This is a genomic window from Streptomyces sp. NPDC127197, assembly GCF_042672405.1.
Lineage (GTDB): Bacteria > Actinomycetota > Actinomycetes > Streptomycetales > Streptomycetaceae > Streptomyces > Streptomyces flavusporus.
Genome location: NZ_JBHXVG010000008.1, coordinates 36419 through 60631, shown reverse-complemented (window position 1 = coordinate 60631; position 24213 = coordinate 36419). Strand labels below are relative to the sequence as shown.

At 71.5% G+C, this 24213-nt stretch carries 24 protein-coding genes and 1 pseudogene; 13 read left to right on the top strand and 12 right to left on the bottom strand.

What is annotated here, in order from left to right; translation table 11 throughout:
- The first annotated feature begins 88 nt into the window (after positions 1–88).
- The 3 genes from ACFVJQ_RS14915 to ACFVJQ_RS14905 all read left to right on the top strand — a co-directional run bounded on the left by ACFVJQ_RS14915 (position 89) and on the right by ACFVJQ_RS14905 (position 2184).
- Entirely contained in the window at positions 89–562 is a 474-nt protein-coding gene (locus tag ACFVJQ_RS14915) for a carboxymuconolactone decarboxylase family protein (protein WP_385783926.1), read from the top strand.
- A gap of 77 nt (positions 563–639) precedes the next feature.
- A complete protein-coding gene (locus ACFVJQ_RS14910) occupies positions 640–1257 on the top strand; it encodes a TetR/AcrR family transcriptional regulator (protein ID WP_385511915.1) in 618 nt (205 codons plus the stop codon).
- Positions 1258–1446: 189 nt separating this feature from the next.
- The gene (locus ACFVJQ_RS14905) at positions 1447–2184 is read left to right on the top strand and encodes a bifunctional DNA primase/polymerase (RefSeq protein ID WP_385511913.1); all 738 of its coding nucleotides are present in this window, start codon (positions 1447–1449) and stop codon (positions 2182–2184) included.
- Positions 2185–2196: 12 nt separating this feature from the next.
- Here the strand turns inward: ACFVJQ_RS14905 and ACFVJQ_RS14900 are convergent, their stop codons facing one another.
- The 4 genes and pseudogenes from ACFVJQ_RS14900 to ACFVJQ_RS14885 all read right to left on the bottom strand — a co-directional run bounded on the left by ACFVJQ_RS14900 (position 2197) and on the right by ACFVJQ_RS14885 (position 5119).
- Positions 2197–3198 carry a hypothetical protein gene (locus ACFVJQ_RS14900; protein ID WP_385511912.1) on the bottom strand — a complete coding sequence of 334 codons (1002 nt, stop codon included), beginning with the start codon at positions 3196–3198 and terminating at the stop codon, positions 2197–2199.
- Positions 3161–3295 (bottom strand): annotated as a pseudogene (locus ACFVJQ_RS14895) (iron transporter); the annotation flags it as partial. The gene ACFVJQ_RS14900 and the pseudogene ACFVJQ_RS14895, both read right to left, overlap by 38 nt.
- 4 nt (positions 3296–3299) lie before the next feature.
- A complete protein-coding gene (locus ACFVJQ_RS14890) occupies positions 3300–4124 on the bottom strand; it encodes a heme ABC transporter ATP-binding protein (RefSeq protein ID WP_385783922.1) in 825 nt (274 codons plus the stop codon).
- Positions 4124–5119 (bottom strand): FecCD family ABC transporter permease, encoded by a 996-nt coding sequence (locus tag ACFVJQ_RS14885; protein WP_385784318.1) that lies wholly within the window; start codon positions 5117–5119, stop codon positions 4124–4126. Before ACFVJQ_RS14885 ends, ACFVJQ_RS14890 begins: the two co-directional genes overlap by 1 nt.
- A gap of 149 nt (positions 5120–5268) precedes the next feature.
- On the opposite strand from ACFVJQ_RS14885, the gene ACFVJQ_RS14880 reads away from it, so the two are divergent.
- On the top strand, positions 5269–5913 hold the full coding sequence (locus tag ACFVJQ_RS14880; protein ID WP_385783920.1) for a PhzF family phenazine biosynthesis protein: 645 nt from the start codon (positions 5269–5271) through the stop codon (positions 5911–5913).
- Here the strand turns inward: ACFVJQ_RS14880 and ACFVJQ_RS14875 are convergent.
- The gene (locus ACFVJQ_RS14875) at positions 5910–6557 is read right to left on the bottom strand and encodes a heme oxygenase (biliverdin-producing) (RefSeq protein ID WP_385511908.1); all 648 of its coding nucleotides are present in this window, start codon (positions 6555–6557) and stop codon (positions 5910–5912) included. The genes ACFVJQ_RS14880 and ACFVJQ_RS14875 overlap by 4 nt on opposite strands.
- 142 nt (positions 6558–6699) lie before the next feature.
- Positions 6700–7557, bottom strand: coding sequence for a type I methionyl aminopeptidase (map, locus tag ACFVJQ_RS14870; RefSeq protein WP_385511906.1), 858 nt, complete (start codon positions 7555–7557; stop codon positions 6700–6702).
- A 58-nt stretch (positions 7558–7615) separates the two neighbouring features.
- On the opposite strand from map, the gene ACFVJQ_RS14865 reads away from it, so the two are divergent.
- Positions 7616–7843, top strand: a complete 228-nt coding sequence (locus ACFVJQ_RS14865; protein ID WP_385783916.1) for a hypothetical protein — start codon at positions 7616–7618, stop codon at positions 7841–7843.
- Here ACFVJQ_RS14865 and ACFVJQ_RS14860 read toward each other — a convergent pair whose 3' ends face one another.
- Complete coding sequence (locus tag ACFVJQ_RS14860; RefSeq protein WP_385783913.1) at positions 7844–9133, bottom strand: MFS transporter; 1290 nt, start codon at positions 9131–9133, stop codon at positions 7844–7846. It lies immediately after the preceding gene.
- Positions 9134–9196: 63 nt separating this feature from the next.
- Positions 9197–9796 (bottom strand): hypothetical protein, encoded by a 600-nt coding sequence (locus tag ACFVJQ_RS14855; RefSeq protein ID WP_224735135.1) that lies wholly within the window; start codon positions 9794–9796, stop codon positions 9197–9199.
- Positions 9797–9907: 111 nt separating this feature from the next.
- Between ACFVJQ_RS14855 and ACFVJQ_RS14850 the strand changes: the two genes are divergently transcribed.
- From ACFVJQ_RS14850 to ACFVJQ_RS14840, 3 genes are all read left to right on the top strand, one after another.
- Entirely contained in the window at positions 9908–10978 is a 1071-nt protein-coding gene (locus tag ACFVJQ_RS14850) for an exo-alpha-sialidase (protein WP_385511901.1), read from the top strand.
- Between the two features lie 37 nt (positions 10979–11015).
- The gene (npdG, locus tag ACFVJQ_RS14845; RefSeq protein ID WP_385783909.1) at positions 11016–11732 is read left to right on the top strand and encodes an NADPH-dependent F420 reductase; all 717 of its coding nucleotides are present in this window, start codon (positions 11016–11018) and stop codon (positions 11730–11732) included.
- A 65-nt stretch (positions 11733–11797) separates the two neighbouring features.
- Positions 11798–11986, top strand: coding sequence for a hypothetical protein (locus ACFVJQ_RS14840; protein ID WP_385511897.1), 189 nt, complete (start codon positions 11798–11800; stop codon positions 11984–11986).
- Here the strand turns inward: ACFVJQ_RS14840 and ACFVJQ_RS14835 are convergent.
- On the bottom strand, positions 11976–12776 hold the full coding sequence (locus ACFVJQ_RS14835) for a site-2 protease family protein (RefSeq protein ID WP_385511895.1): 801 nt from the start codon (positions 12774–12776) through the stop codon (positions 11976–11978). The two genes, ACFVJQ_RS14840 and ACFVJQ_RS14835, sit on opposite strands and share 11 nt — an antisense overlap.
- A 136-nt stretch (positions 12777–12912) precedes the next feature.
- On the opposite strand from ACFVJQ_RS14835, the gene ACFVJQ_RS14830 reads away from it, so the two are divergent.
- On the top strand, positions 12913–16164 hold the full coding sequence (locus ACFVJQ_RS14830) for a BTAD domain-containing putative transcriptional regulator (protein ID WP_385784315.1): 3252 nt from the start codon (positions 12913–12915) through the stop codon (positions 16162–16164).
- Between the two features lie 5 nt (positions 16165–16169).
- On the opposite strand, the gene ACFVJQ_RS14825 is transcribed toward ACFVJQ_RS14830, so the two are convergent.
- The 3 genes from ACFVJQ_RS14825 to panB all read right to left on the bottom strand — a co-directional run bounded on the left by ACFVJQ_RS14825 (position 16170) and on the right by panB (position 19083).
- Positions 16170–16982, bottom strand: coding sequence for an ABC transporter permease (locus ACFVJQ_RS14825; protein WP_385511894.1), 813 nt, complete (start codon positions 16980–16982; stop codon positions 16170–16172).
- Positions 16979–18004, bottom strand: a complete 1026-nt coding sequence (locus ACFVJQ_RS14820; RefSeq protein ID WP_385511892.1) for an ATP-binding cassette domain-containing protein — start codon at positions 18002–18004, stop codon at positions 16979–16981. The genes ACFVJQ_RS14825 and ACFVJQ_RS14820 overlap by 4 nt, the downstream gene beginning before the upstream one ends.
- Positions 18005–18207: 203 nt before the next feature.
- A complete protein-coding gene (gene panB / locus ACFVJQ_RS14815; RefSeq protein WP_385511890.1) occupies positions 18208–19083 on the bottom strand; it encodes a 3-methyl-2-oxobutanoate hydroxymethyltransferase in 876 nt (291 codons plus the stop codon).
- 176 nt (positions 19084–19259) lie between these two features.
- On the opposite strand from panB, the gene ACFVJQ_RS14810 reads away from it, so the two are divergent.
- From ACFVJQ_RS14810 to ACFVJQ_RS14795, 4 genes are all read left to right on the top strand, one after another.
- The gene (locus ACFVJQ_RS14810; protein ID WP_385783902.1) at positions 19260–20888 is read left to right on the top strand and encodes an MFS transporter; all 1629 of its coding nucleotides are present in this window, start codon (positions 19260–19262) and stop codon (positions 20886–20888) included.
- Entirely contained in the window at positions 20885–21514 is a 630-nt protein-coding gene (locus tag ACFVJQ_RS14805) for a TetR/AcrR family transcriptional regulator (protein WP_385511887.1), read from the top strand. Before ACFVJQ_RS14810 ends, ACFVJQ_RS14805 begins: the two co-directional genes overlap by 4 nt.
- A 186-nt stretch (positions 21515–21700) precedes the next feature.
- On the top strand, positions 21701–22753 hold the full coding sequence (locus tag ACFVJQ_RS14800; RefSeq protein WP_385511885.1) for an endonuclease/exonuclease/phosphatase family protein: 1053 nt from the start codon (positions 21701–21703) through the stop codon (positions 22751–22753).
- An 88-nt stretch (positions 22754–22841) separates the two neighbouring features.
- Positions 22842–24065, top strand: a complete 1224-nt coding sequence (locus ACFVJQ_RS14795) for an MFS transporter (protein ID WP_385511883.1) — start codon at positions 22842–22844, stop codon at positions 24063–24065.
- The last annotated feature ends 148 nt before the right edge of the window (positions 24066–24213 follow it).

Sequence of the window (24213 nt, the reverse complement as noted above, 5' to 3'; positions counted from 1 at the left end):
TGACGCCCGTCACCTCCGGCCGTGTCACATCCCGCCGAGCCGTTCCGTCAGAGGTGTGTAGCCACCGACCACGGCAGAGGAGTCCACCATGGAAGCCCGTTTGAACGTCTTCGGCAGTCCCACCGCAGGCAAGTTCCTGAAGCACATCGTCTCTGCGGGCAAGGTGCTCGCGGAGTCGCCGCTGCCCACGGCGACGCAGGAGCTGGTGAACCTCCGCGCGAGCCAGATCAACGGCTGCGGTTTCTGCACCGACATGCACACCAAGGACGCCCTCGCCGCCGGTGAGACCTCCGTACGCCTCAACCTGGTCGCCGCCTGGCGCGAGGCCACGGTGTTCACCGAGGCCGAGCGCGCCGCGCTGGAGCTGACGGAACAGGGCACCCGCATCGCGGACGCGGCCGGAGGTGTCACGGACGAGGCCTGGGCGAACGCCGCCAAGCACTACGACGAGGAGCAGCTCGCCGCCCTGGTGGCCCAGATCGCTCTCATCAACACCTTCAACCGGCTGAACGTCATCATCCGGCAGCCCGCCGGCGACTACCAGCCCGGCCAGTTCGGATAGCCGGGAGTGCGTCGGGGGCGGCTCGGTTCGGGCACGTGACGAGACGCAACGTCTTGTCGGCCTGGTAAATTCGTCCCATGGCCAAGAAGTCCGCCCCCGACGCCACCCGCCGCAGTGAGAAGTCCCGTCGCGCGATCTACGCCGCCGCCCTCGAACTCGTCGGCGAGGTCGGTTACGCCAAGACCACCGTCGAGGGCATCGCCGCCCGCGCCGGCGTCGGCAAGCAGACCATCTACCGCTGGTGGTCGTCGAAGGCCGACGTCCTGCTGGAGGCCTTCCTCGACCTGGCCGAGCAGACGGCGCAGGACGCCGGGCAGGAGCCGTACGCCACCATCCCGGACACCGGCGACCTCGCCGCCGACCTCAAGGCCGTCCTGCGCGCCACGGTCGACGAGCTGCTCGACCCCCGGTTCGAGGTCCCGTCCCGCGCCCTGGCCGCCGAGGGCCTGGTCAACGAGCAGCTCGGCCGGGAGTTCGTGGCCAAGCTCCTCGAACCCTCGCTCCAGCTGTACGTCCAGCGCCTGCGCTCCGCGCAGAAGGCCGGCGACGTACGCCCCGAGGTGGACCCCCGTATCGCCCTGGAACTCTTCGTCTCCCCGCTCGCCCAGCGCTGGCTGCAGCACACCGGGCCCATCTCGTACGAGTACACCGACACCCTCGTCGACTACGCCCTGTACGGACTCGCGCCCCGATGACCCGCACCCTGATAAATCGCGGCAAAGCGTCCGATGACCCCTGATCCCTGTGTGGAGTACGTCTCGTCCCACCCACCCCGGTTGGGGACTGCGGCCCCCCAAGGAGCAGGATGGTGGGACCATGGAGCAAGCTGTCCGTTTCGGCAGCGTGGTTCAACAGCGAGGTTCAACAGCGAGGCGAGGGGATAGATGAGCGCGGAGTTCGGCGGTCGCACCGGCCGGCAGGGCAAACTCTCCCAGTGGCTGCGGGGACGCCGCCCGAAGGAGGCCGCTGCCGACGACGGCGGCCGTGAGGACCTGCTGCTCGCCGTCGCCGCCGCGGGGCTGCCGCTGGCGCCCGCCGCGTATCCGGCCCCCGGTTATCGCTGTTCCTGCGACCGCGTCGGCTGTCCGACGCCCGCCCGGCACCCGGTGTCGTTCGCCTGGCAGACGCAGTCCACGACCGACCGCGCGCAGATCGAGCGCTGGGCCCGCCACCAGCCGCAGGCCAACTTCATCACCGCGACCGGCATGGTGCACGACGTCCTCGACGTGCCCCTGGAGGCCGGTCGCGAGGCGTTGCAGCGTCTCCTCGCCGCCGGCGTGGAGGTCGGCCCGGTCGCCGCGAGCGACGACGGCCGCATGCTGTTCTTCACCCTCACCCGCGGCACCCCCGAGGACGAGGACGAGTGGTGGCCGTGCGAACTGGACTGTCACCCCGAGACGATGGACGAGCATCCGGGCCTGCGCTGGCACTGCCGCGGCTCCTACGTCCTCGTCCCCCCGGCCCGGCTCCCCGGCGACGACCAGAGCGTGCACTGGGTACGCGGCCCCGAGCATGCGCTGCCCGATCCGCTGAGCCTGCTGGAAGTCCTCACCGACGCCTGCGCCCGGTACGCGGGCACGGAGCCGGACCACGCGAGCGCGGCCTGGCCCCTGCGCCACTGAGCAGCGGTACGCCTACTCGCCCTTCGCCGCCGTCAGCCCCTGGATCCGGCCCAGCACCGTCACCTGCTGGTCCCCGGAGCCCTTCTCCGGGTCCAGAGCCACCTCGTTGGAGACGACCTCCAGCGTCAGTGACTGCTTGATCTCACCGGTCGTCAGGGCCTCGACGTCCTTGTTCGGCGTCGGTACCGACGTACCGGCCGCGGCCGTCTGCTTCTCGAAGTGGCGGGTGCTGAAGAACACCAGCGCCCCGCCGTCGGCGGTGCGCAGCGCCACGGGGGCGTAGTCGCCGTTCGTCAGCGGCTCGTCGATGTACTGGGTGGCCAGGCCCGGCTTGCTCTTGTTCTTGTCACGCAGTTCGCGCCACACGGTGGTGTGCGTGCCGGGCGCGAAGGCGTCCCCGCCGTCCTGGAGGTACGTCGCGTAGTTCTGGCTCAAGTCGCCCGGTGCCACGGCGAGTTCGGGGGAGTTCGCGGGGATCGCCTCGGCCCAGCCGTCCTTGTCCTTCTTGAACTCCGGTACCTTGCCGGGCGCCACCAGCGTGAGATACGACACCTGCCACTGCTCGGTGAGCCCGTTGCGGGTGAACACCATCAGCCAGCGCGCGGCGGAGCCCTTGTTGGCCGCGGCGTCGGCGAGGAACCAGCGCGGCCAGCCGGCCTTCTTCGGGATGGTGTACTCGACGTCGCTGAACTTCAGCGGGGAGTGCGCGGGATTGCCGCCCGGGTTGTTGGCGCGGCCCGCCTTCAGCCGCGCCTCGTCGATCGCGCCCAGGGGGCCGGTGACATGGTCGGCGTCGAGGGAACTGTCGTAGGCCTTGTCGGCCCTGTTGTACGCGGCCGTGAACTCGGCCAGTGCCTTGGCTGCCTCGTCCTCGGTCGTCGCGGGGAGCACCTCACGCTCGCCGTGCACCACCACGCACCCGCTCGCCGTCACCGACAAAGCGGTCATCGAAGCTGCCATGAGCACGCTCCGGTCCAGCCTGCGAAGCCTGCGAGGGCCGCGATCCCTGCTCATCGGGTCCTTTCACCTTCCCCTTCCCGGAGGCGAACCCTACCGGGGCGGGGGAACGCGCGGGCGCCGGGATCGACTTCAGCGGCCACACCGTGACCTGGCCTTCACACGTCCCGCCGGGGCGTCACCAGGACCGCTCCCGTGCGCGGGTGCGGGAGCACCTCGACGGGCTGGTCGTAGACGGCCGTGAGGAGCCGGTCGGAGAACACCTCCGCCGGCGGCCCGTCGGCGGCGATCCGGCCGGCGTGCAGGACCGCGACACGGTGCGCGTGGGCGGCGGCGAGCCCCAGGTCGTGCAGGACGACGACCACGGCGTCCCCGGCGCGGGCCCGCTCCCGGCACAGGCGCAGCACCAGCTCCTGGTGCTTGAGGTCGAGCGCGGCGGTCGGCTCGTCGAGCAGCAGCAGGGACGCACGCTGGGCGAGGACGCGGGCGAGTGCGACGCGGGCGCGTTCGCCGCCGCTGAGCGCGGAGAAGGGCCGTACGGCGAAGGCAGTCACCTCGGTCGCCGCCATGGCCGCGGCCACCGCCGCGTCGTCCTGGTCCTCCAGCGGCGTCCCGGCCCAGGGCGCCCGCCCCATCCGGACCACTTCCTCGACGGTGAACGGGAAGGACAGCGCCGCCGACTGCGGCAACACGGCCCGGCGCAACGCCAGTTCCGGCGCCGGCCACTGCCCGGCGGGGCGGCCGTGGACGCGTACGACGCCCTCGGCGGCCGGGAGATCGGCGGCGAGCGCGCTCAACAGGGTTGACTTACCGGCACCGTTGGGGCCGACCAGGGCGAGCACCTCACCGGCCCGGACGGCGACGTCGACGCCGTTCAGGACGGTGCGCGCACCGAGATGTACGTGCAGGCCCGCGGCCTCGGCGAGAACGACACCGGGCGTCGGGGCGGGCGGCACCTCGGGCCGCCGGGGACGAAGACGCATCAGGCCCAGCCTCCTTGCCTGCGTCGGGTGCGGCGCAGCAGCCAGAAAAAGAACGGGCTGCCCACCAGTGCGGTCAGGACGCCGAGCGGCAGTTCGGCGGGGGCGGCGAGCGTACGGGCCGCGAGGTCGGCGGCGAGCAGCACCGCCGCACCGCCGAGCGCGCTGCCCGGCACGAGGAAGCGGTGTCCGGGTCCGGCCGCCATCCGCAGCAGGTGCGGTACGACCAGACCGACGAAGCCGATGATGCCGGAGACGCTGACGGCGGCGGCCGTCAGCAGCGCGATGACGAGGACCAGCACGATCCGCAGCCGCTCCACGTCCACGCCCAGGTGCCGGGCGGGCCGTTCGCCGAGCGAGAGCAGGTCCAGCCGGCGCGCGTACAGCGGGGCCAGCACCAGGCCGGCGGCCGCGCACGGCAGTACCGCGAGCACCTTGGGCCAGGTGGCCTGGGCGAGGGAGCCGAGCTGCCAGAAGGTGATCTGGTTCACGGCGGCGGTGTCGGCGAAGAAGATGAACAGACCGATCAGGGCGCCGGTGAACGCATTCACGGCGATACCGGTGAGGATCAGCGTCACGACCTCGGTACGGCCACCCGATCGGGACATCGCGTACACCAGCAGGACGGTGCCGAGGCCGCCGGCGAAGGCCAGTGCAGGGACGGTCCAGTTGCCGAGGAAGTTCAGGCCCAGCGAGATCCCGGCGACCGCGCCGACCGCCGCGCCGGAGGAGACGCCGATGGTGCCCGGCTCGGCGAGCGGGTTGCCGAACACGCCCTGCATCAGCGCGCCCGCGCAGCCCAGCGAGGCCCCGACGAGCAGGGCGAGCACGATCCGCGGGAAGCGGACGTTCCACAGCACGGACTCGGCGACCCGGTCCGACTCGGCGCCGCCCAGCCCGACTCTGTGCAGCACCGAGCCGAGGACGTCACCGACCGGGATCGGGTAGGCGCCGATACCGGCGGCCACCGGGACGAGGACGAGCAGGGCGAGCACCATCCCCGCGGTCAGCAGCCAGGCGGTGCCCCGGCGTCTGCGGGGCGGAGTGTCGGGCGGTGGGGTCGCTTCCTCGGCGGCCCTCTTCTCCAGCACCGTCATGCGGCACCACCCATCGTCCGGTTCCTCTCGGTCAGTGTTTCAATGCCGGGGTGACTGACTACGACGTCCTGCGTGTCTTCTGCAGCCCCGGCGGGGGATACGGCAACGAACTCGGCGTCGTCCGCGACGGCTCGGTCATGCCCGAGTGGAGCGACCGGCAGGCGTTCGCCGCGAAGCTCGGCTTCAGCGAGACCGTGTTCGTGGACGATCCCGAGCGCGGGGTCATCGACATCTACACCCCCAGCACCCGGCTGCCCTTCGCCGGGCACCCCTGCGTCGGCGCGGCCTGGCTGCTCGACGTGCCCGAACTCGTCACGCCCGCCGGGGTGGTGGGCGCCCGGCAGGACGGGGAGTTCAGCTGGATCGAGGCGCGCGCGGAGTGGGCTCCGCCGCGCACGCTGCGCCGGTACGGCACGGCGGCCGAGGTCGACGAGCTGCCCGTGCCGCCGCCGGGGGAGTGGGTGTACGCCTGGGCCTGGGAGGACGAGGCAGCGGGCCGCATCCGCGCCCGCGCCTTCCCAGGCCGCGACGACGGCGTCGACGAGGACGAGGCGACCGGCGCGGCGGCCCTTCTCCTCACGGACCGACTGGGCCGGGCCCTCAACATCACACAGGGAACGGGCTCGCAGATCCTGACGGCTCCTCAGCCGGAGGGCTGGGTGGAGATCGGCGGACGCGTGTTCCTCGAGCGTTAGGCGCTGAGCGGGAACTCCTCGCTCAAGGCCTGGAAGACCGCCATGTTCAGTCGGAACGCCCGCTGGCACTCGGCGATGATCCGCTGCTTCTCCAGGTCGTCCGCCCGGACGTCGTCCAGCAGTTGGCGGTAGCCGCGCTTGAAGGCCGCCGGGTTGGAGATCTGGTCGAAGACGTAGAAGCGGACCCCGTCGCCCTTCTTGTCGAAGCCCCACGTCTTCTCCGCCCGGTCGCGGACGATCTGGCCGCCGGCGAGGTCGCCGAGGTAGCGGGTGTAGTGGTGGGCGACATACCCGGCCGGCCAGGTGCGGGCACACTCCTCGATCCGGTCGGCGTACGCCCGTGTGGCGGGCAGCGCGGAGAGGGTGGACCGCCAGCCGGGGCCCCGCAGATGCGCCAGGTCCCGTTCGAGCGACGCCATCCGCATCAGCTCCGGGCGGACGAAGGGGCCGGCCACCGGGTCGGACGCCAGCCGCTCGGCGCCGGACTCCAGGGCGTCGTACACGAACCACAGCTGCTCGGTGTAGCGCGCGTAGGCGTCCACCCCCAGCCGACCGCCCAGCAGATCGCTCATGAATGTCGACGAGTTCGCCTCTTCGTGCAGCTCGTGGGTGGTGGTGCGCAGGAGCGTCGAGAAGGAGTCCATGAACCCAGATTCTCTATGGTTAGGCTTACCTAAGTCAATGTTGTTGCCGACTCGCTGTCGGTAAATGTGTACCCGAATCGTCCCGGAAACCACCCAAAAAGGCCCGCCCTCCGAAGAGAGCGGGCCTGCACAGAGGGGCCGGTCAAGGCAGCGTCAGAATCTCCGCTCCCGTGTCCGTCACCACCAGCGTGTGCTCGAACTGCGCAGTCCGCCTGCGGTCCTTCGTCACGACCGTCCAGCCGTCGTCCCACATGTCGTACTCGTGCGTGCCGAGCGTCAGCATCGGCTCGATCGTGAAGGTCATCCCGGGCTGCATGACCGTCGTCGCGTGCGGACTGTCGTAGTGCGGGATGATCAGGCCCGAGTGGAAGGACGAGTTGATGCCGTGGCCGGTGAAGTCGCGGACCACGCCGTAGCCGAAACGCTTGGCGTACGACTCGATGACCCGGCCGATGACGTTGATCTGGCGGCCCGGCCGGACCGCCTTGATCGCGCGGTTGAGGGACTCGCGCGTGCGCTCCACCAGCAGACGGCTCTCCTCGTCGACGTCGCCGACCAGGTACGTGGCGTTGTTGTCGCCGTGCACCCCGCCGATGTACGCGGTGACGTCGAGGTTGATGATGTCGCCGTCCCGCAGCACCGTGGAGTCGGGGATGCCGTGGCAGATGACCTCGTTGATGCTCGTGCACAGGGACTTCGGGAAGCCGCGGTAGCCGAGCGTCGAGGGATAGGCGCCGTGGTCGCACATGTACTCGTGCGCCACCTTGTCCAGCTCGTCGGTGGTCACACCCGGCGCGATCAGCTTCGCCGCCTCCGCCATCGCCTGCGCGGCGATCCGGCCGGCGACGCGCATCGCCTCGATCGTCTCCGGGGTCTGCACCTCCGGTCCCGCGTACGGGGTCGGCGCGGGCTTGCCGACGTACTCGGGGCGCCGGATGTTTCCGGGCACGGAACGGGTGGGAGACAGCTCCCCTGGGACGAGCAGCGACTGGCCAGACATATCAGGGAGTCTAACCAGCGGGCATACGAGACCATGTCCCTGGCGAAAGGAGCCGGTCATGGCCCTGTTCAAGAAGCGCACGGTCGGTAAGCCGGGCGAGTGGTACTACTGCCTGCTGCACAAGAAGGTCGAGGAAGGGCCGGAATGCCCCGCCAAGGACCGCTTCGGGCCGTACGCCACCCGCGCGGAGGCCGAGCACGCGATGGAGACCGCCCGCGAGCGCAACCTCGAGTGGGAGACCGACCCCAAGTGGCACGACGCCCCCACCGGCACGGACGACGACTGATCAAGCCTTGGTCGCCGCCCGCTGGGCGCGAACCCGCACCGCGTGCTCGCTCGTCCGGGCGTCGTACGTCATCAGCTTCGGCAGGCACAGGGCGAGCAGCCCCACCGCGCCCACGCACAGCAGCCCGCCCGACCACACCGACGCCCGCACGCCCCACCACGCGGCGAAACCGCCCGACCTGACCTGGCCGAGGGTCGGTCCGACCGAGTACGACAGCAGCTCGATCCCGGCGAGCCGGCCCCGCAGCTCGTCCGGGATCGTCTGGTTCCACATGACCCCGCGGAAGATCCCGCTGACCATGTCGCAGCCGCCGGCCACGGTCAGGCACAGCAGCACCAGCCACACGTTGCCGACGACTCCGGCGGCCGCGATCGACACACCCCACAGAGCGGCCGAGAGGACGACCATCCGGCCGTGCCGGTGGATCCGCGCGGTCCAGCCGCTGGTCACGCTCACCAGCAGCGAACCGAGCGGCACCGACGCGTACATCAGCCCCAGCGACCACTCGGCGTCCAGCTCGTCCGCCAGGAACGGCAGCAGGGCCAGCGGCATCGCCAGGAACATCGCGGCGAGGTCCACGGCGTAGGTCCCGAGGAGCTCCTTGCGGCTCCAGGCGTACCGGGCGCCCTCGGCGATGGCCCGCAGCGAGGGTTTCGCCGCCTCGTGCGAGGCGGGGGAGGAGGCGAGAGGGGTGATCAGCGCGACCGAGACGACGAAGGTGACCAGGTCGGCCGCGTAGGCCCAGCCGAGCCCCGCGTACGCCACCACCACACCCGCCACGGCCGGGCCCGCGACCCCGCCGACCGTCCAGCGCAGGGAGTTGAGGGAGGTCGCGGCCGGTAGGTGCTCATGGGCGACGATCCGCGGCCAGAGCGAGTCGAGCGCGGGGCGCTGTACGGAGACGAGAGCCGAGGACAGGGCGGCCACGGCATACAGCGGCCACACGGCGGGCTGCGGAAGCAGTGCGTTCACCAGCAGTACCGCACTGAGCAGCCCCTGTCCCGCCTCGGTCCAGATGATCAGCCCGCGCTTGTCGAGCGCGTCCGCGAGCGCACCGCCGTACAGCCCGAAGACGATCAGCGGGATCAGCTCCACGGCACCGATCGCCCCGACCGCCGCCGCGGACCCCGTGAGTTCCTTGATCTGCACCGGCAGCGCGACGAACGTCAGGAAGCTCCCGAAGTTCGAGATCAGCCCCGACAGCCACAGCCGCCGGAAGTCGGCGGAGGCCCGCCAGGGGGCGAGGTCCGGCAGGAGGGCGCGTAGGCCGGAGGGAGGTTCGTCGGTCACGAACCGTCATGCTCCGCGGGCGGGGGAGCTGTGGGCAACCGTTTTTCGACCGCCTACGGAGGGTCACCAGCGGGCAGGCGGCGGCGCCGTCAGTTCGTCCGCCAGCCTCGCCAGCCGGTCCCTCAGCCGCCGCCCCCGCGCCGCGGGCAGCGCGTTCTCCCCGGCCGCCGCGCTCACCAGGTGCTGCACGGTGTCCAGGTCCAGCTCGGACTCCTCCCGCACGGCCAGCGTCTCGTGCGCCATCGCGGTGAGGTCCCCGTCGGCCGGACCGAGGGCCAGCACCGTCGCCCCGGCCCGCCGCGCGTCGTGCACCCGCTCCAACAGCGGTGCACCCGGGCCCTCGGGCGACACCACCAGCAGCGTCTCACCACGCCGGGCCGCCTCGATGCGCCCCAGCCCGACCGCCAGATGCGCCGGATCCGAGGGGCGTGCATCGTGCCGGACGAGGGTGGGGGCCAGCTCGGGCGTACCCGACCAGGCCGCCTCGTCGACCAGGTGGGCCGCCAGATGCCACGGCTCGTACTCCGGTGTGCCGACGAGCAGCAGCCCGCCCCCGTGCGACACCACCGACCCGCGCAGTACCCCCGCGAACCGCCGGGTGGCCCCCAACCACTCGGTCCCGGCGAGCACTTCACGCAGCAACGCGACCCGTACGGCATCCATACGGCCGTATCCTGCCGTAACAGGGCACTCGTGACCCGGAGTTCACCGCGAATTCGCCCAAGATGGGCACAGGGCCGCAATCCCGCGAACGGTCACCCCGAGGAGTCGCCCATGTCAGCAGCAACCGTCCCCTTCCGCGCCGGCCGCGAGGGTTATGCCAGTTACCGGATCCCGGCGGTCGTACGGACGGACTCCGGCACCCTCCTCGCCTTCTGCGAGGGCCGGGTCGAGTCCGCGCACGACTGGGGAAACATCGACATCGTGCTGAAGCGCTCCACGGACGGCGGCCGCACCTGGGGCCCGTTGCAGGTGGTCGCGGACAACGGCACCGACCTCGCCGGGAACCCGGCCCCGGTCGTCCTCGACACCGGCCGCATCCTGCTCGTCCACGTCCGTTCCGCCGCGGCGGCCGCCGAGGAGCTCATCGTGCGAGGCGAGGTGAAGGAGGCCGACGGGCGCCGGGTGTGGGTGCAGCACAGCGACGACGACGGTCAGACGTGGTCGGAGCCAAGGGAGATCACCGAGCAGGTGAAGCAGCCCGGCTGGCGCTGGTACGCCACCACCCCCGGCCACGGCATCCAGCTGAGCACCGGCCGGGTCGTCGTCCCCGGCAACCACACGCTGCCGCCGGCCGGCACCGACCTCGGCAACGAGCCCCGGTACAACGGCGGCCACTGCCTGCTCAGTGACGACCGTGGCGAGACCTGGTACCTCGGCTACATCGACGACAGCGACGACGACTACGTCAACGTCAACGAGACCACCGCCGCCGAACTCCCCGACGGCCGCGTCTACTTCAACACCCGCACCGACTCCCGCTCACCCGGCAACCGGGCCGACGCCCACTCAGAGGACGGCGGCAGGACCCTCGCGAAGCCGTTCCGTCCGCAGGCCGGGCTGACCGCCCCCGTCTGCCAGGCGAGCGTCCTCCAACTCCGCGACCCCGACATCCTGCTCTTCTCCGGTCCTGCCGCCCGCGGCCGCGCCCTGATGACCCTCCGCGCCTCCGCCGACGGAGGCAGGACCTGGCGCCCGGTGTTCACGGCCGACGGCCTGCCGGCCGCGTACAGCGACCTCGTGCGCGTCGACGCGTCCACCGTCGGACTCCTCTACGAGACGGGCGACTTCGGCGCGTACGAGACGATCAGCTTCCTGCGGGTCCCCGTGACGGAGCTCACCTGACCCTGTGACGTCGCGGGGCCGGACGTAAAGTCGGCCCATGACCTCTACCGACAGTGCTGCACAGAAGCCCGCGAAGGCCCCCGCCAAGGACCCCTGGGACCTGCCCGACGTCTCCGGGCTGGTGGTCGGCGTGCTCGGCGGGACCGGGCCGCAGGGCAAGGGCCTCGCCTACCGGCTCGCCCGGGCCGGCCAGAAGGTGATCATCGGTTCCCGGGCGACGGAGCGCGCACAGGCCGCCGCCGAGGAGCTGGGGTACGGCGTCGAGGGCGCCGACAACGCCGAGTGCGCGCGGCGCAGCGACATCGTGATCGTCGCCGTGCCGTGGGAGGGACACGGCAAGACCCTGGAGTCCCTGCGCGCCGAGCTGGCCGGCAAGCTGGTCGTCGACTGCGTCAACCCGCTCGGCTTCGACAAGAAGGGCGCCTACGCGCTGAAGCCCGAAGAGGGCAGCGCCGCCGAGCAGGCCGCCGCGCTGCTGCCGGACGCGCGGGTCACCGCCGCCTTCCACCATCTGTCCGCCGTGCTGCTCCAGGACCCGGAGATCGAGGAGATCGACACCGACGTCATGGTCCTCGGCGAGGAGCGGGCCGACGTCGAGATCGTGCAGGCGCTGGCCGGCCGCATCCCCGGCATGCGCGGCATCTTCGCCGGCCGGCTGCGCAACGCCCACCAGGTGGAGTCGCTGGTCGCCAACCTGATCTCCGTCAACCGCCGCTACAAGGCGCACGCGGGACTGCGCGTCACGGACGTATGACCCCATGGGGGACACTGGTGGTCTCCAGCAATGCCAGCAGTGTCCCCCGACAGGAGCCGAACGCCATGCCCCGTCTCGCCCTCTATGCCCTCGCCGTCTGCGTCCTCGCCGTCGCCGCGGCCGTCATCTCCTTCGCGCAGGGCAGCTGGCTGGGCATCGTGTGGGTGCTGCTCGCGGGACTGTCGTCGAACATGGCCTGGTACTACCTGAAGCGCGGCCGGAGCGCGCAGCGCAACTCGTCGGTCACGGGCTGACCGAGCAGTACTCGTCGGTGCCGAGCCAGAAGCGGTACAGCTCGTAGCCGCAGGACGGGCCGACGTCGTCGATCCCGAGACCCCGCAGCACGGCGTCGACCAGGTCGAAGAACACGCCGTTCAGCGCCGGGATCCACAGCAGCGCGAACACCAGCAGCAGTCCGAAGGGCGCGAGCGGCTCCACCTGGCGGCGGACGTTGTACGACAGCCAGGGCTCGATGACGCCGTAGCCGTCCAGGCCCGGCACCGGCAGGAAGTTCAGGATCGCGGCCGTCACCTGGAGCAGCGCCAGGAAGGCGAGGGCGTACTGGAAGTCGCGCGGTACGCCGTCCAGCGCGTCCAGCCAGAACGGCGCCGTGCACACGGCCGCGAACAGCACGTTCGTCAGCGGACCCGCCGCCGAGATCAGACTGTGCCGCCACCGCCCCCGGATCCGGCCCCGCTCGATGAAGACGGCACCGCCCGGCAGCCCGATCCCGCCCAGGATCACGAAGAGCACGGGTAGCACGATGCTGAGCAGGGCGTGCGTATAAGCGAGGGGATTCAGGCTCAGGTAGCCCTTCGCCCCGACGGTGATGTCGCCACTGTGCAGGGCGGTACGCGCGTGCGCGTACTCGTGCAGGCAGAGGGAGACGATCCAGGCGCCCGTGACGAACAGGAAGACGGCCACCCCGGGCTGCTCCGCGAACCCGGTCCAGGTGGCCCATCCGGTCACCGCCGTCACGGCCAGGATCCCGAGGAAGACGGGGCTGATCCGCCGGTCGCTGCGGCGCGTGGCGGCAGTGGTCATGGGGAGGGCTCCTGAAGTGGTGGACGGACGGCTGGGCCGGGTAGACCGTATCCACCGGATGCCCCGAACGGATACGCCTCTTCACAGTTCATGCCCGTGTAAACCCGGAGGCGGCGCCGGTGCGTCCCCGGTGACAATGGACCCCGTGCGCTATCGCATCCTCGGCACCACCCAGGCGCTCCGCCCCGACGGCACGGCCGTTCCGGTCGGTGGGGCGCGGTTGCGTGCCCTGTTGACCGTGCTGGCCCTGCGGCCTGGGCGTACCGTGCCTGTCAGTCTCCTGGTCGACGAGGTGTGGGACGGGGATTCGCCCGCTGATGCGACGGGGGCGCTGCAGGCGCTGGTGGGGCGGCTGCGCAGGGCGCTCGGGGCGGATGCCGTCGAGTCCGTGGAGGGCGGGTACCGGCTCGCCGCCTCGGGCGACGACATCGACCTGCACCGTTTCGAACGGCTCGTCGGCGACGGCATGGGCGCCCTCGCCGACGGCGACCCCGCCAAGGCGGCCGTCGTCCTCGACGACGCCCTCGCCCTGTGGCGCGGCCCCGCCCTCGCCGACCTCCCCGACCGCACCGCAGAGGCGGCCCGCTGCGAGACCCGGCGGTTGGACGCCCTCCGCGCCCGCCACGCCGCCGCCCTCGCCCTCGGCCAGGCCGAACAGTCCCTACCCGAGCTGACCGCCCTGTGCGACAGCCATCCCTTGGACGAGCCCTTTCAGGCCCTGCGCCTGCGCGCCCTGCGCGACGCCGGGCGGGCCGCTGAAGCGCTGGCCGCCTATGAAGACGTACGACAATTGCTCGCGGACCGGCTCGGCTCCGAGCCGGGAGCGGAGCTGCGGGCGCTGCATGCCGAGCTGCTCCGGCACCAGGACGAACGCCCGGCCGAGCCCCGCCCGCTCGGCAACCTGCGCGCCCGCCTCACCTCATTCGTCGGCCGCGACGACGACATCGAGGCCATTCGCAGCGACCTCGCCACCGCCCGCCTCGTCACGCTGCTCGGGCCCGGCGGTGCCGGGAAGACCCGGCTGTCGCAGGAGGCCGCCGAGACCGTACGGGACGCGGCCCGCGACGGCGTCTGGCTCGCCGAGCTCGCGCCGGTCGACGACCCCGCCGCCGTCCCCGAGGCCGTGCTCACCGCGATCGGCGCCCGCGAGACCGTGCTGCACGGAGCCGGTGCCGAGGAGCTCCGGGCCGCCGCGGGCGACCGCCACGACGACCCCGTCGAACGTCTCGTCGAGCACTGCGCCCGCCGCCGCATGCTGATCGTCCTCGACAACTGCGAGCACGTCGTCGACGCCGCCGCCCGGCTCGTCGAGGAGCTGCTCGCACGCTGCCCCGACCTGACCGTGCTGGCCACCAGCCGCGAACCCCTCGGTGTACCGGGGGAGGTGCTGCGGCCGGTGGAGCCGCTGCCGGAGCCGTACGCGCTGCGGCTGCTCGCCGACCGCGGGGCGGCCGCCCGGCCCGGATTCCGTGTCGACGACGATCCCGAGGCGTGCGCGGAGATCTGCCGACGGCTCGACGGGCTGCCGCTCGGCATCGAGCTCGCCGCCGCCCGGCTGCGGATGCTCACGCCCCGCCAGATCGCCGACCGGCTCGACGACCGCTTCCGCCTCCTTACCTCCGGCAGCCGGACCGTGCTGCCCCGCCAGCAGACACTCCGTGCCGTCGTCGACTGGTCCTGGGACCTGCTCGACGAGGACGAACGGGACGTCCTCAGCCGCCTGTCGGTGTTCGCCGGCGGCTGCGACCTCGCCGCCGCCGAGGCCGTGTGCGGGCCCGCCGCCCTGGACGCGCTCGGCTCCCTCGTCGACAAGTCGCTCGTCGTGGCCGCCCCCGCTGGCGACGGCGAGATGCGCTACCGGCTCCTGGAGACCGTCGCCGAGTACGCCGGCGAACGGCTCGACGAGGCCGGCCGGCGCCGCGACACCGAGCGCGCGCATCTGACGTACTACCGCGAACTCGCCCGCACCACCGACCCGTTGCTGCGCGGCCCCGGTCAGCTCGACGCCATCGAGCGGCTGGAACGCGAGTACGAGAACCTGCGCACCGCACTGCGGCACGCCGTCGCCGAACGCGACGAGCAGGAGGGGCTGTGCCTGGCGCTGTCGCTGGCCTGGTACTGGCAGATGCGCGACCTGCGCATCGAGGCCCGCCACTGGTGCCGCGCGGTCATGGACCTCGGCCCCGACCCCTTCGCCGAGCCGGTCCGCAAGGCCGCTCCGGTGTGGCAGCGCTGCACCGCCGAGCCGCCCCCGATGACGGGGGAGGTCCTCGAGGAGGCCCGGCGCGGGGTCCACCTGGGGCATCTCGCCTGCATGGACACCGAGCTGGAGGCCTGGCAGACCCCCGAGGCCCAGCGCAAGCTGCGGACGATCGCCGAGGCCTACGAACCGGGACTCCCGCAGACCTGCCGCACCCCCGGCATGCTGTCCTACTACGCCGTGATGCTGACCGGTGACATGGACCGGCTGGCCACGCTCCTCGATGCCGCCGTCGCCACCTGCCGCGCGGCCCCTGGCTACGACTGGGAACTGGCCGCCAGCCTCCAGATCCGCGCCAACATCCTCGCCAACCGGTCCGACCGGGCGGACGAGGCGGAGCGGGACGCCGATGAGTCGCTGGAGATATACCAGCGCCTCGGCGACGCCTGGGGCAGCGCCGAGTCACTCTCCGCGCGTGCCGAGGCCCACGAGCGCAAGGGGCGGTACCTCGCGGCCGCCGCCGACTACGAGGCGGCCATGGAACACGCCCGGAGGCTCGGCGCCCGCGCCCAGCACGCCGTCCTCACCGCCCGGCTGGCCAGCGCGGTGCTGGAGTCGGGAGAGGCCGAGCAGGGCGAGCGCCTGCTGCGGGAGGTGCTCGACGGCGGGGAGGGCGCGCACAACGAGGCGATGCCGTTCGCCCGGGTCGTCCTCGCCGGATGGCTCAGCTGCACCGGCCGGACCGCCGAGGCGCGTGAGCATCTGCGGGCGCTGCGCGAGGAGTTCACCATCGCCCACTTCGTCGTCTTCGACGCGTTCATCCTCGGTCAGGAGGCGTGGGTGGACGCCGTCGACGGCCGCTACGAGCAGGCCAGGGAGAAGATCCGGCTCGGCCTCGCGCAGGCCGACGACCCGCTGTCGAAGGCGATGGCCCCGCAACTGTTCTCCTCGTACCTCGTCATCGCCGCCCTGGCGATGGCCGGCAGCGACGGCGGACGCGACGCCGCCCGCTGCCTGGGCGCGGCCGACGCGCTGCTGCCGCCCGGCCATGTGCACTCGTCCCTGGAGCGCATGGCCCGCGACCGCGCCACGGCCGCCGTACGGGCCGCGCTGACCGCCGAGGAGTACACGGCGGCGTACGCCGAAGGCGGCGGCCTCTCCCCGCAGGAGGCCACCGCCCTGGTGTGACCGGCTCAGCTCTTCGTCTTGAACTTGTGGATCGCGACCGGCGCCATCACCACCGTGATCGCCGCCGACCAGCCCAGCGTCACCCACAGGTCGTGCGCGACCGGGCCGCCCACCATCAGGCCGCGGGCCGCGTCCGCGAGCGTGGACAGCGGGTTGTAGTCGGTGAACGCCTGCAGCCAGCCCGGCATCGACTCCGTCGGCGCGAAGATCGACGAGCCGAACTGCAGCGGGAACAGCACCAGAAAGCCCATCGCCTGCACGGACTGCGCGTTCTTCAGGATCACGCCCAAGGTGAGGAACACCCACATGATCGACGAGGCGAACGCCGTCGACAGGCCCACGGCCGCGAACACGCCGAGCCAGTTGGTGATGTCGAAGCCGACCAGGACGGCGACGATCATCAGCACGGTCGTCGCGAACAGCATCCGGACCAGCTCGACCGAGATCTTCGCGAACAGCACCGAGCCGCGCCCGATCGGCAGCGACCGGAAACGGTCCATGACACCGGAGTTGAAGTCCTGGCTGAAGCCGGTGCCGACGCCCTGGGAGAGCGTCATGCTCATCATCGCGATCATGCCGGGGATCACGTACTGCACGTACCCGTCCTGCCCGCCGCCCAGGGCCTGCCCGATCGAGCCGCCGAAGACGTACACGAACAGCAGGGTGAAGACGACCGGCATCAGCAGCGCGTCGAACATCGACTCGGGGTCCTGCCGGATCCACAGCAGGTTGCGGCGGATCAGCGCCCCGGTGTGGCGCAGGTGCCCGCGCAGCGGGATGCGTGCGTCGGCGGTGTTCACGGTGGTGGCGGCGCTCATACGGCGACCTCCTCGCGGTCGTCGGCGGGTACGGCGTCCTGCGGGGCACTGGCGCGGTGGCCGGTGAGGGACAGGAACACCTCGTCCAGGCTGGGCAGTTCGGTGCTGATCGACGCGAGGGTGATACCGCGCGCGGTGACGGCGCCGACCACGGCGGTCAGCTGCTCGTCGCTGAGGATCGGCACCAGCACGGTGCCGCCCTCGGTGTCCACGGTGGCCGTGGCCAGCCCGGTGATGCCCAGCTCGTCGAGCGCGTCGGCCAGCGGCCGCAGCTGCGCCCGATCGGCCGGCCGCACCCGCAGCGTCCGCCCGCCGACCTTGGCCTTCAGCTCCTCGATCCCGCCGTTCGCGATGACCTTCCCGCGGTCGACGACGGTCAGCTCGGAGGCGAGCTGCTCGGCCTCCTCCATGTACTGCGTGGTCAGCAGGACGGTGACCCCGTCCCCGACCATGGCCTTCACCTCGTCCCACACCTCGTTGCGGGTGCGCGGGTCGAGGCCGGTGGTGGGCTCGTCGAGGAACAGCACGGCCGGGCGCCCGATCATCGAGGCTGCCAGGTCGAGCCGCCGCCGCATACCGCCGGAGTACGTCGCCGCCGGCCGCTTGGCCGCATCGGTGAGCGAGAACCGCTCCAGCAGCTCGTCGGCGCGGGTGCGGGCCTCCTTGCGGGACAGGTCCAGCAGACGTCCGATCAGATAGAGGTTCTCCCAGCCCGGGAGCTTCTCGTCGACGGAGGCGTACTGCCCGGTGAGCCCGATCACCCGACGCAGCTGCCGGGGCTGCCGTACGACGTCATAGCCGGCGACGGTCGCCTGCCCGGCGTCCGGGGCCAGCAGCGTGGACAGAATCCGTACGAGGGTGGTCTTCCCGGCCCCGTTCGGCCCGAGCACTCCCATCACGGTGCCCTCACGCACATCCAGGTCGACGCCGTCCAGCGCCTTGGTCTCGCCGTAGTGCTTGACCAGCCCCCGCACGGTGACGGCCACTTCACTGCCGCCGGGGTTCTTGTCGATTCGTGTCATGGGGGCGACGGTTTCAGACGCCACCGACAAACGACCGACATCCTGCCGACACCACCGACAATTCCCCGACGAGCACCGCAACCATCAATTGAGGAACCACGACGGCGAGCAACCAGGTCCGCGAGAGCGGCGCCGGTTTAGGCGCAAAGGGAGGACGGCCCGCCGACGGGGGAAGATCGGCGGGCCGTCCCGTTGATGGTGGCTCAGTGGACGGAGTGCTCCTCAAGCGGGAACACCCCGCCGACAACATCCTCCGCAAACGCCTTCGCCGCGTTCCCCATGACCTCACGCAGATCGGCGTACTGCTTCACGAACTTCGGCACCCGCCCCCCGGTCAGCCCGAGCATGTCGGTCCACACCAGCACCTGCGCATCCGTCTCCGCCCCCGCACCGATCCCGACCGTCGGGATGTGCAGCGTCCGCGTCACCTCGCCCGCCAACTCGGCCGGCACCAGCTCCAGCACCACCGCGAACGCCCCCGCGTCCTGCACGGCCTTGGCGTCCCGCAGCAGCTGCGCCGCCGCCTCCTCGCCGCGCCCCTGGACGCGGTACCCCATCGCGTTGACGGACTGCGGCGTCAGTCCGATGTGCGCCATCACCGGAATCCCGGACTCGACCAGCAGCCGAATCTGCTCGTGAGACCGCTCGCCGCCCTCCAGCTTCACGGCCTGCACGCCGGCCTCCTTCACCAGCCGGGTCGCCGAGCGCAGCGCCTGCACCGGACCCTCCTGGTACGAGCCGAACGGCAGGTCGCCGACGATCAGGGCACGCTTCGTACCCCGTACGACCGCGGCGGACAGCATGGTCATCTCGTCGAGGGTGACGGGCACGGTGGTGTCGTACCCCAGGTGGCAGTTGCCCGCCGAGTCGCCGACGAGCATGACCGGGATGCCGGCCTCGTCGAAGACGGACGCGGTCATCGCGTCGTAGGCGGTGAGCATGGGCCACTTCTCGCCGCGCTCCTTGGCGGCGGTGATGTCACGAACCGTGATACGGCGGGTGCCCTTGCCCCCGTACAGCGCCTTGCTGCCGTCGGAGGGCTTCTGCTGTGCAGTCCGGGCAGCCGAAAGCTGCGTCATTGCAACGGCTCCTTACGTCATCTCGAGGCGCCCTGACGGCGTCCCCGGATCACTCCCATGGTGGCACCTCGTGCCATCGAGGGCTAGGGGACCCCCGAACCCCGGTCACGTAAGAGCTGAGTAAAACTTTACGATACGGCACCGTCTCGTATCGTAAAGTGCCTAGGCTCGACGGCATGACTACACCGGCTGTCCCCCGCCCCCGCATACCGGAAGCGGTGCACCGGCGCCGCTGGCTCATACTCGGCGTCCTCATGCTGAGCCTGCTGATCGTGGTGCTGGACAACTCGATCCTGAACGTCGCCGTCAAGACGATCTCCACGCCCGCCCCGACCGGTCTGGGCGCCACCCAGAGCGAGCTGGAGTGGGCGATCAACGCCTACACCCTCGTCTTCGCGGGCCTGCTGTTCAGTGCGGGACTGCTCGGGGACCGGCTCGGCCGCAAGAGGGTCCTGCTCGGCGGGCTCGTCGTGTTCGGCATCGGCTCCGCCCTCGCCGCCTCGTCCGGATCGCCGGCCGAACTCATCGCCTTCCGCGCGGTGATGGGCCTCGGCGCCGCCTTCGTGATGCCGGCCACGCTCGCCGTCCTCATGAACGTCTTCGAGCGCGACGAGCAGCCCAAGGCCATCGGCATCTGGGCCGGCGGCGTCGGCCTCGCCATCGCCATCGGCCCGATCACCGGTGGTGTGCTGCTCGACCACTTCTGGTGGGGTTCGGTGTTCCTCATCAACGTGCCGATCGTGATCCTCGCGATCGGTCTGATGCTGTGGCTGGTGCCCGACTCCCGCGATCCGCATCCCGGCCGGATCGACCCCGTCGGCGTGCTGCTGTCCGTCGTCGGGCTCGTCCTGCTCGTCTACGGCATCATCAAGGGCGGCCAGCTCGCCGACTTCGCGGACCCGGCGGTACTGGCGACCATCGGCGCCGGACTCGCCGTCCTCGCCGCCTTCGTCGTCTTCGAGAAGCGCAGCGACCACCCGTCCATCGACGTCACCTACTTCAAGAGCAAGGTGTTCTCGGCCGCGATCTCCGTCATCGCGCTGGTCTTCTTCGCGCTGATGGGCGTGACCTTCTTCGCCGTCTTCTACACCCAGAGCGTGCGCGGCTACTCGCCGCTGGAGACCGGTCTGCTGATGCTCCCGCTGGCCGCCGCCCAGATGATCTTCGCGCCGCGGGCCCGGCTGGTCGTCGACCGCTTCGGCCACCGGGCCACCACTACCGGCGGCATGCTGCTCATCGCCGCGATGCTGGCCGCGTTCGCCACGCTGGACGCGGACACGCCCATCTGGATCCTGGAGGTCGTCTTCTTCCTCATGGGCACCGGTATGGCGCACATCATGACGCCGGTCAGCGTCGTCATCATGCAGGCCCTGCCCCGCGAGAAGGCCGGTTCCGCCTCCGCCCTCAGCAACACCTTCCGCCAGGTCGGCGGCGCCCTCGGCATCGCGGTCCTGGGCTCGGTCCTGTCCACCGCCTACCGCACCTCGATCAAGGACGAGCTGACCCGACTCCCCCGTGCCGCGCGCCACACCGCCGGCGAATCCATCGAGGCCACCCTCGCCGCCGCGGCACGGCTCGGCCCCGAGGGGCGGGCCCTGGTGACCCCTGCCAACGACGCCTTCCTGCACGCCATGCACGTCACCGCGCTGTGCGGGGCGGGCGTCGCCCTGGCCGGGGCGGTGGTGGTGGCGCTGTTCCTGCCGGGCAAGGCCAAGGAACCGGACGCGGGCGGTCGCGCCGCCGAGGTGGAACCGTCGTACACCCTGGAGAATCTTCCAGGCCAACGAAAGGACACAGGACAGTGAGCCTCGCCGAAAGCCGCCCCCGGCCAGAGGGGCCCGCCCGCGGACGCCCCCGCAGCGAGGCCGTGGAACGCGCCATCATCGAGGGCACGATGAAACTCCTGGAGGACGGCGTCCCCCTCGCCGAACTCTCCATCGAGCGCATCGCCCGCACCGCCGGCGTCGGCAAGGCCACCATCTACCGCCGCTGGAGCGGCAAGGAGGAACTCTTCGTCGACGTCATCCGCACCGCCGAGCCCGACGACCCCGAACTCCCGGGCACCTCGCTGCGCGACGACCTCGTCGTGCTGCTGGAAACCCTGCGCCGGCGTGGCCTGGCGAGCCGCTCCTCGGCGATCCTGCACAATGTCCACGCGCAGATGAAGAGCAGCCCTCGCATCTGGGCCGCCTACCACAACGCCGTCACAGCGCCCCGCCGCAGACTCGGCCTGGACGTGCTGCGCCGAGGCCAGGAGAACGGCGAACTCCGGGCGGACGTCGACGTCGAGGTGATGCACGACATCATCGTCGGCCCCATGCTGGTCCGTTCCCTCCTGCGCCCGGACGCCGACCTGCCCGAAGGTCTCGCGGAGCAGATCGTCGACACGACGCTCGAAGGGCTACGACCCGTCAGCTCCCCCGCCCCATAGCCCGAATGTGCGCGTTTCGTCACAGAGCACTCGCGCACCGGCAGAAACCGGAACCCGCGGCGCCGACTTGTTCGTCCTAAGTGCCCGTACGGCCGTCATGGGGCGGCGTTGAACGGAGCCGATCATCCCCTAGGGTCGTAGGGCACGGGGGACGACGGTGTGCACGGCAGGTAGCGAGGCGACGGTATGGCGCAGCAGGCGTACGTGACGGAGACGGACAACGGCGACTCGGGTCCCGAGCGCCCGGCATCTCGGCTTCGGCGCCTGACAGCCCGCGCGACGCACGGCTGGCGCGGCGACCCCCGGATCTGGCGGCGCGGCATCGTCCTGGCCGCCGTCGCGGTGCTGCTCGCCATGGTCATGCTGGTCCACGCGCACATCCCGAACAGCGTGGGCAACCTCGGCAGCCTCACCGAGACGTTCCTGCCCTGGCTCGGCGTCTTCGTCCCGCTGCTGCTCCTGCTGGCCCTCGTCCGCAGGTCCGCCACCGCGCTCATCGCCGTGCTGCTCCCGGCGATCGTGTGGCTGAACCTCTTCGGCGGACTGCTCACCGACAAGGCGGCCGCGACCGGCGGCGAACTGACCGTCGCCACGCACAACGTCAACGCCGACAACACCGACCCGTCCGGCACCGCCCGGGACGTGGCCGCGTCCGGCGCGGACGTGGTGGCGCTGGAGGAGCTGACGGCGGCCGCGGTGCCGACGTACGAGTCGGCGCTGGCGTCGACGTACAAGTACCACTCGGTGCAGGGCACGGTCGGGCTGTGGAGCAAGTACCCGCTCAGTGACATCCGGCCGGTCGACATCAAGCTGGGCTGGACCCGGGCCATGCGCGCCACGGTGACCGCACCGGGCGGACAGCTCGCCGTCTACGTCGCCCACCTGCCCTCGGTCCGGGTGAAGCTGGAGGCCGGGTTCACCGCCCGGCAGCGCGACACCAGCGCCGACGCGCTCGGCGAGGCCATCGCCGACGAGCAGCTGACCCGGGTCGTCCTGCTCGGCGACCTCAACGGCACCATGAACGACCGCGCGCTCAACGCCGTGACCGCCCAGATGCGCTCCACCCAGGGCGCGGCGGGCAGCGGCTTCGGCTTCAGCTGGCCGGCGTCGTTCCCGATGGCGCGTATCGACCAGATCATGGTCAAGGGTGTGGAGCCGGTCACGTCCTGGACGCTGCCGCAGACGGGCAGCGACCATCTGCCGGTGGCGGCGCGTGTGGACCTGGCAACCGGGTCTTAACCCGTTGGAATACTGGGCCTGCCACACTTTGTTCCGTACTTGAACATATGATGGACGGAACCCCGCTCTGAAAGGCACAGGCCCCTTCATGCCCCTGGCCCTGCTCGCTCTGGCCGTCGGCGCCTTCGGCATCGGCACGACCGAATTCGTGATGATGGGCCTGCTGCCCGACGTCGCGGACGACCTGCACATCTCCATCCCCAGCGCCGGACACCTGGTCTCCGCGTACGCGCTGGGCGTCGTCATCGGCGCCCCGCTGCTGGCCGCCGTCACCGCGCGCATGTCCCGCCGCACCGTGCTCATCGGCCTGATGGTCCTCTTCGTGGTGGGCAACGCCCTCTCGGCCTTCGCCCCCGACCATCACTGGCTGCTGGCCGCCCGCTTCCTGAGCGGCCTGCCGCACGGCGCCTTCTTCGGCGTGGGCGCCGTCGTCGCCACCGCCATGGTCGCGCCCGAGCGCAAGGCCCGCTCCGTCTCGCTGATGTTCCTCGGCCTCACCGTCGCCAACATCGCGGGCGTCCCGGTCGCCACCCTCATGGGCCAGCACCTCGGCTGGCGGGCGACCTTCCTCGGCGTCAGCGCGATCGGCGTGGCGGCGATAGCGTCGCTGGCCCTGCTGATCCCGCACGACCACGCCCACGCCTCCACCACCGGCCTGCGCGGCGAACTGGCCGCACTGCGCTCGCTGCCGGTGTGGCTGGCGCTCGGCACGACGGTCGCCGGCTTCGGTGCGCTCTTCGCCGCGTACAGCTACATCACGCCGATGCTCACCGACTCCGCCGGGTACGCCGAGACCAGCGTGACGCTGCTGCTGGCGCTGTTCGGCGTCGGCGCGACGATCGGCAACCTGCTGGGCGGGCGGCTCGCCGACCACGCGATGCGGGGCACGCTGTTCGGCGGCCTGGCCTCGCTCGTGGTGGTGCTCGGCCTCTTCCCGCTGCTCATGGAGGCGCAGTGGAGCGCCGCGCTCGGTGTGGCGCTGCTCGGGACGGCGGCGTTCGTGACCGGGTCCCCGCTTCAGCTGATGGTCATGGAGAAGGCTGCTGCGGCGCCGTCGCTGGCGTCCTCGGCCAACCAGGCGGCGTTCAACCTGGCCAACGCGGGTGGGGCGTGGATCGGTGGGCTCGCCTTGGCGGCGGGGTTCGGTGTGACGTCGCCGGCTACGGCGGGGGCGGTGCTTGCGGTGCTGGGGCTGGTGGTGGCCGGGACGGCGTACGGGGTGGACCGGCGTCGGGCTGTTGTGTCGGCGGGGCGTGAGCGGCTGGTGGCGTCGCATGTGCCGGAGGCCTCTGCGCAGGAGCTGCATCTCTGATCGGCGTCCGGCGCCGGGCTGGGCGGGGGTGGGTCGCGCAGCCCGGCGCTACGGGGGTGCCGCTGCGCCCACCCGTGCCGCCCTGGGGGTCCCCCTCTGGGGGAGGCACGACTGCCCGCAGCTGCGGCGGTTGCGGCGGCGCGGCTGC

Coding starts and splice junctions, on each gene's coding strand:
- ACFVJQ_RS14915 (WP_385783926.1), top strand. CDS start 89: ATGGAAGCCCGTTTGAACGTCTTCGGCAGTCCCACCGCAGGCAAGTTC.
- ACFVJQ_RS14910 (WP_385511915.1), top strand. CDS start 640: ATGGCCAAGAAGTCCGCCCCCGACGCCACCCGCCGCAGTGAGAAGTCC.
- ACFVJQ_RS14905 (WP_385511913.1), top strand. CDS start 1,447: ATGAGCGCGGAGTTCGGCGGTCGCACCGGCCGGCAGGGCAAACTCTCC.
- ACFVJQ_RS14900 (WP_385511912.1), bottom strand. CDS start 3,198: ATGAGCAGGGATCGCGGCCCTCGCAGGCTTCGCAGGCTGGACCGGAGC.
- ACFVJQ_RS14890 (WP_385783922.1), bottom strand. CDS start 4,124: ATGCGTCTTCGTCCCCGGCGGCCCGAGGTGCCGCCCGCCCCGACGCCC.
- ACFVJQ_RS14885 (WP_385784318.1), bottom strand. CDS start 5,119: ATGGTGCTCGCCCTGCTCGTCCTCGTCCCGGTGGCCGCCGGTATCGGC.
- ACFVJQ_RS14875 (WP_385511908.1), bottom strand. CDS start 6,557: ATGGACTCCTTCTCGACGCTCCTGCGCACCACCACCCACGAGCTGCAC.
- map (WP_385511906.1), bottom strand. CDS start 7,557: ATGTCTGGCCAGTCGCTGCTCGTCCCAGGGGAGCTGTCTCCCACCCGT.
- ACFVJQ_RS14865 (WP_385783916.1), top strand. CDS start 7,616: ATGGCCCTGTTCAAGAAGCGCACGGTCGGTAAGCCGGGCGAGTGGTAC.
- ACFVJQ_RS14855 (WP_224735135.1), bottom strand. CDS start 9,796: ATGGATGCCGTACGGGTCGCGTTGCTGCGTGAAGTGCTCGCCGGGACC.
- ACFVJQ_RS14850 (WP_385511901.1), top strand. CDS start 9,908: ATGTCAGCAGCAACCGTCCCCTTCCGCGCCGGCCGCGAGGGTTATGCC.
- npdG (WP_385783909.1), top strand. CDS start 11,016: ATGACCTCTACCGACAGTGCTGCACAGAAGCCCGCGAAGGCCCCCGCC.
- ACFVJQ_RS14840 (WP_385511897.1), top strand. CDS start 11,798: ATGCCCCGTCTCGCCCTCTATGCCCTCGCCGTCTGCGTCCTCGCCGTC.
- ACFVJQ_RS14835 (WP_385511895.1), bottom strand. CDS start 12,776: ATGACCACTGCCGCCACGCGCCGCAGCGACCGGCGGATCAGCCCCGTC.
- ACFVJQ_RS14830 (WP_385784315.1), top strand. CDS start 12,913: ATGGACCCCGTGCGCTATCGCATCCTCGGCACCACCCAGGCGCTCCGC.
- ACFVJQ_RS14825 (WP_385511894.1), bottom strand. CDS start 16,982: ATGAGCGCCGCCACCACCGTGAACACCGCCGACGCACGCATCCCGCTG.
- ACFVJQ_RS14820 (WP_385511892.1), bottom strand. CDS start 18,004: ATGACACGAATCGACAAGAACCCCGGCGGCAGTGAAGTGGCCGTCACC.
- panB (WP_385511890.1), bottom strand. CDS start 19,083: ATGACGCAGCTTTCGGCTGCCCGGACTGCACAGCAGAAGCCCTCCGAC.
- ACFVJQ_RS14810 (WP_385783902.1), top strand. CDS start 19,260: ATGACTACACCGGCTGTCCCCCGCCCCCGCATACCGGAAGCGGTGCAC.
- ACFVJQ_RS14800 (WP_385511885.1), top strand. CDS start 21,701: ATGGCGCAGCAGGCGTACGTGACGGAGACGGACAACGGCGACTCGGGT.
- ACFVJQ_RS14795 (WP_385511883.1), top strand. CDS start 22,842: ATGCCCCTGGCCCTGCTCGCTCTGGCCGTCGGCGCCTTCGGCATCGGC.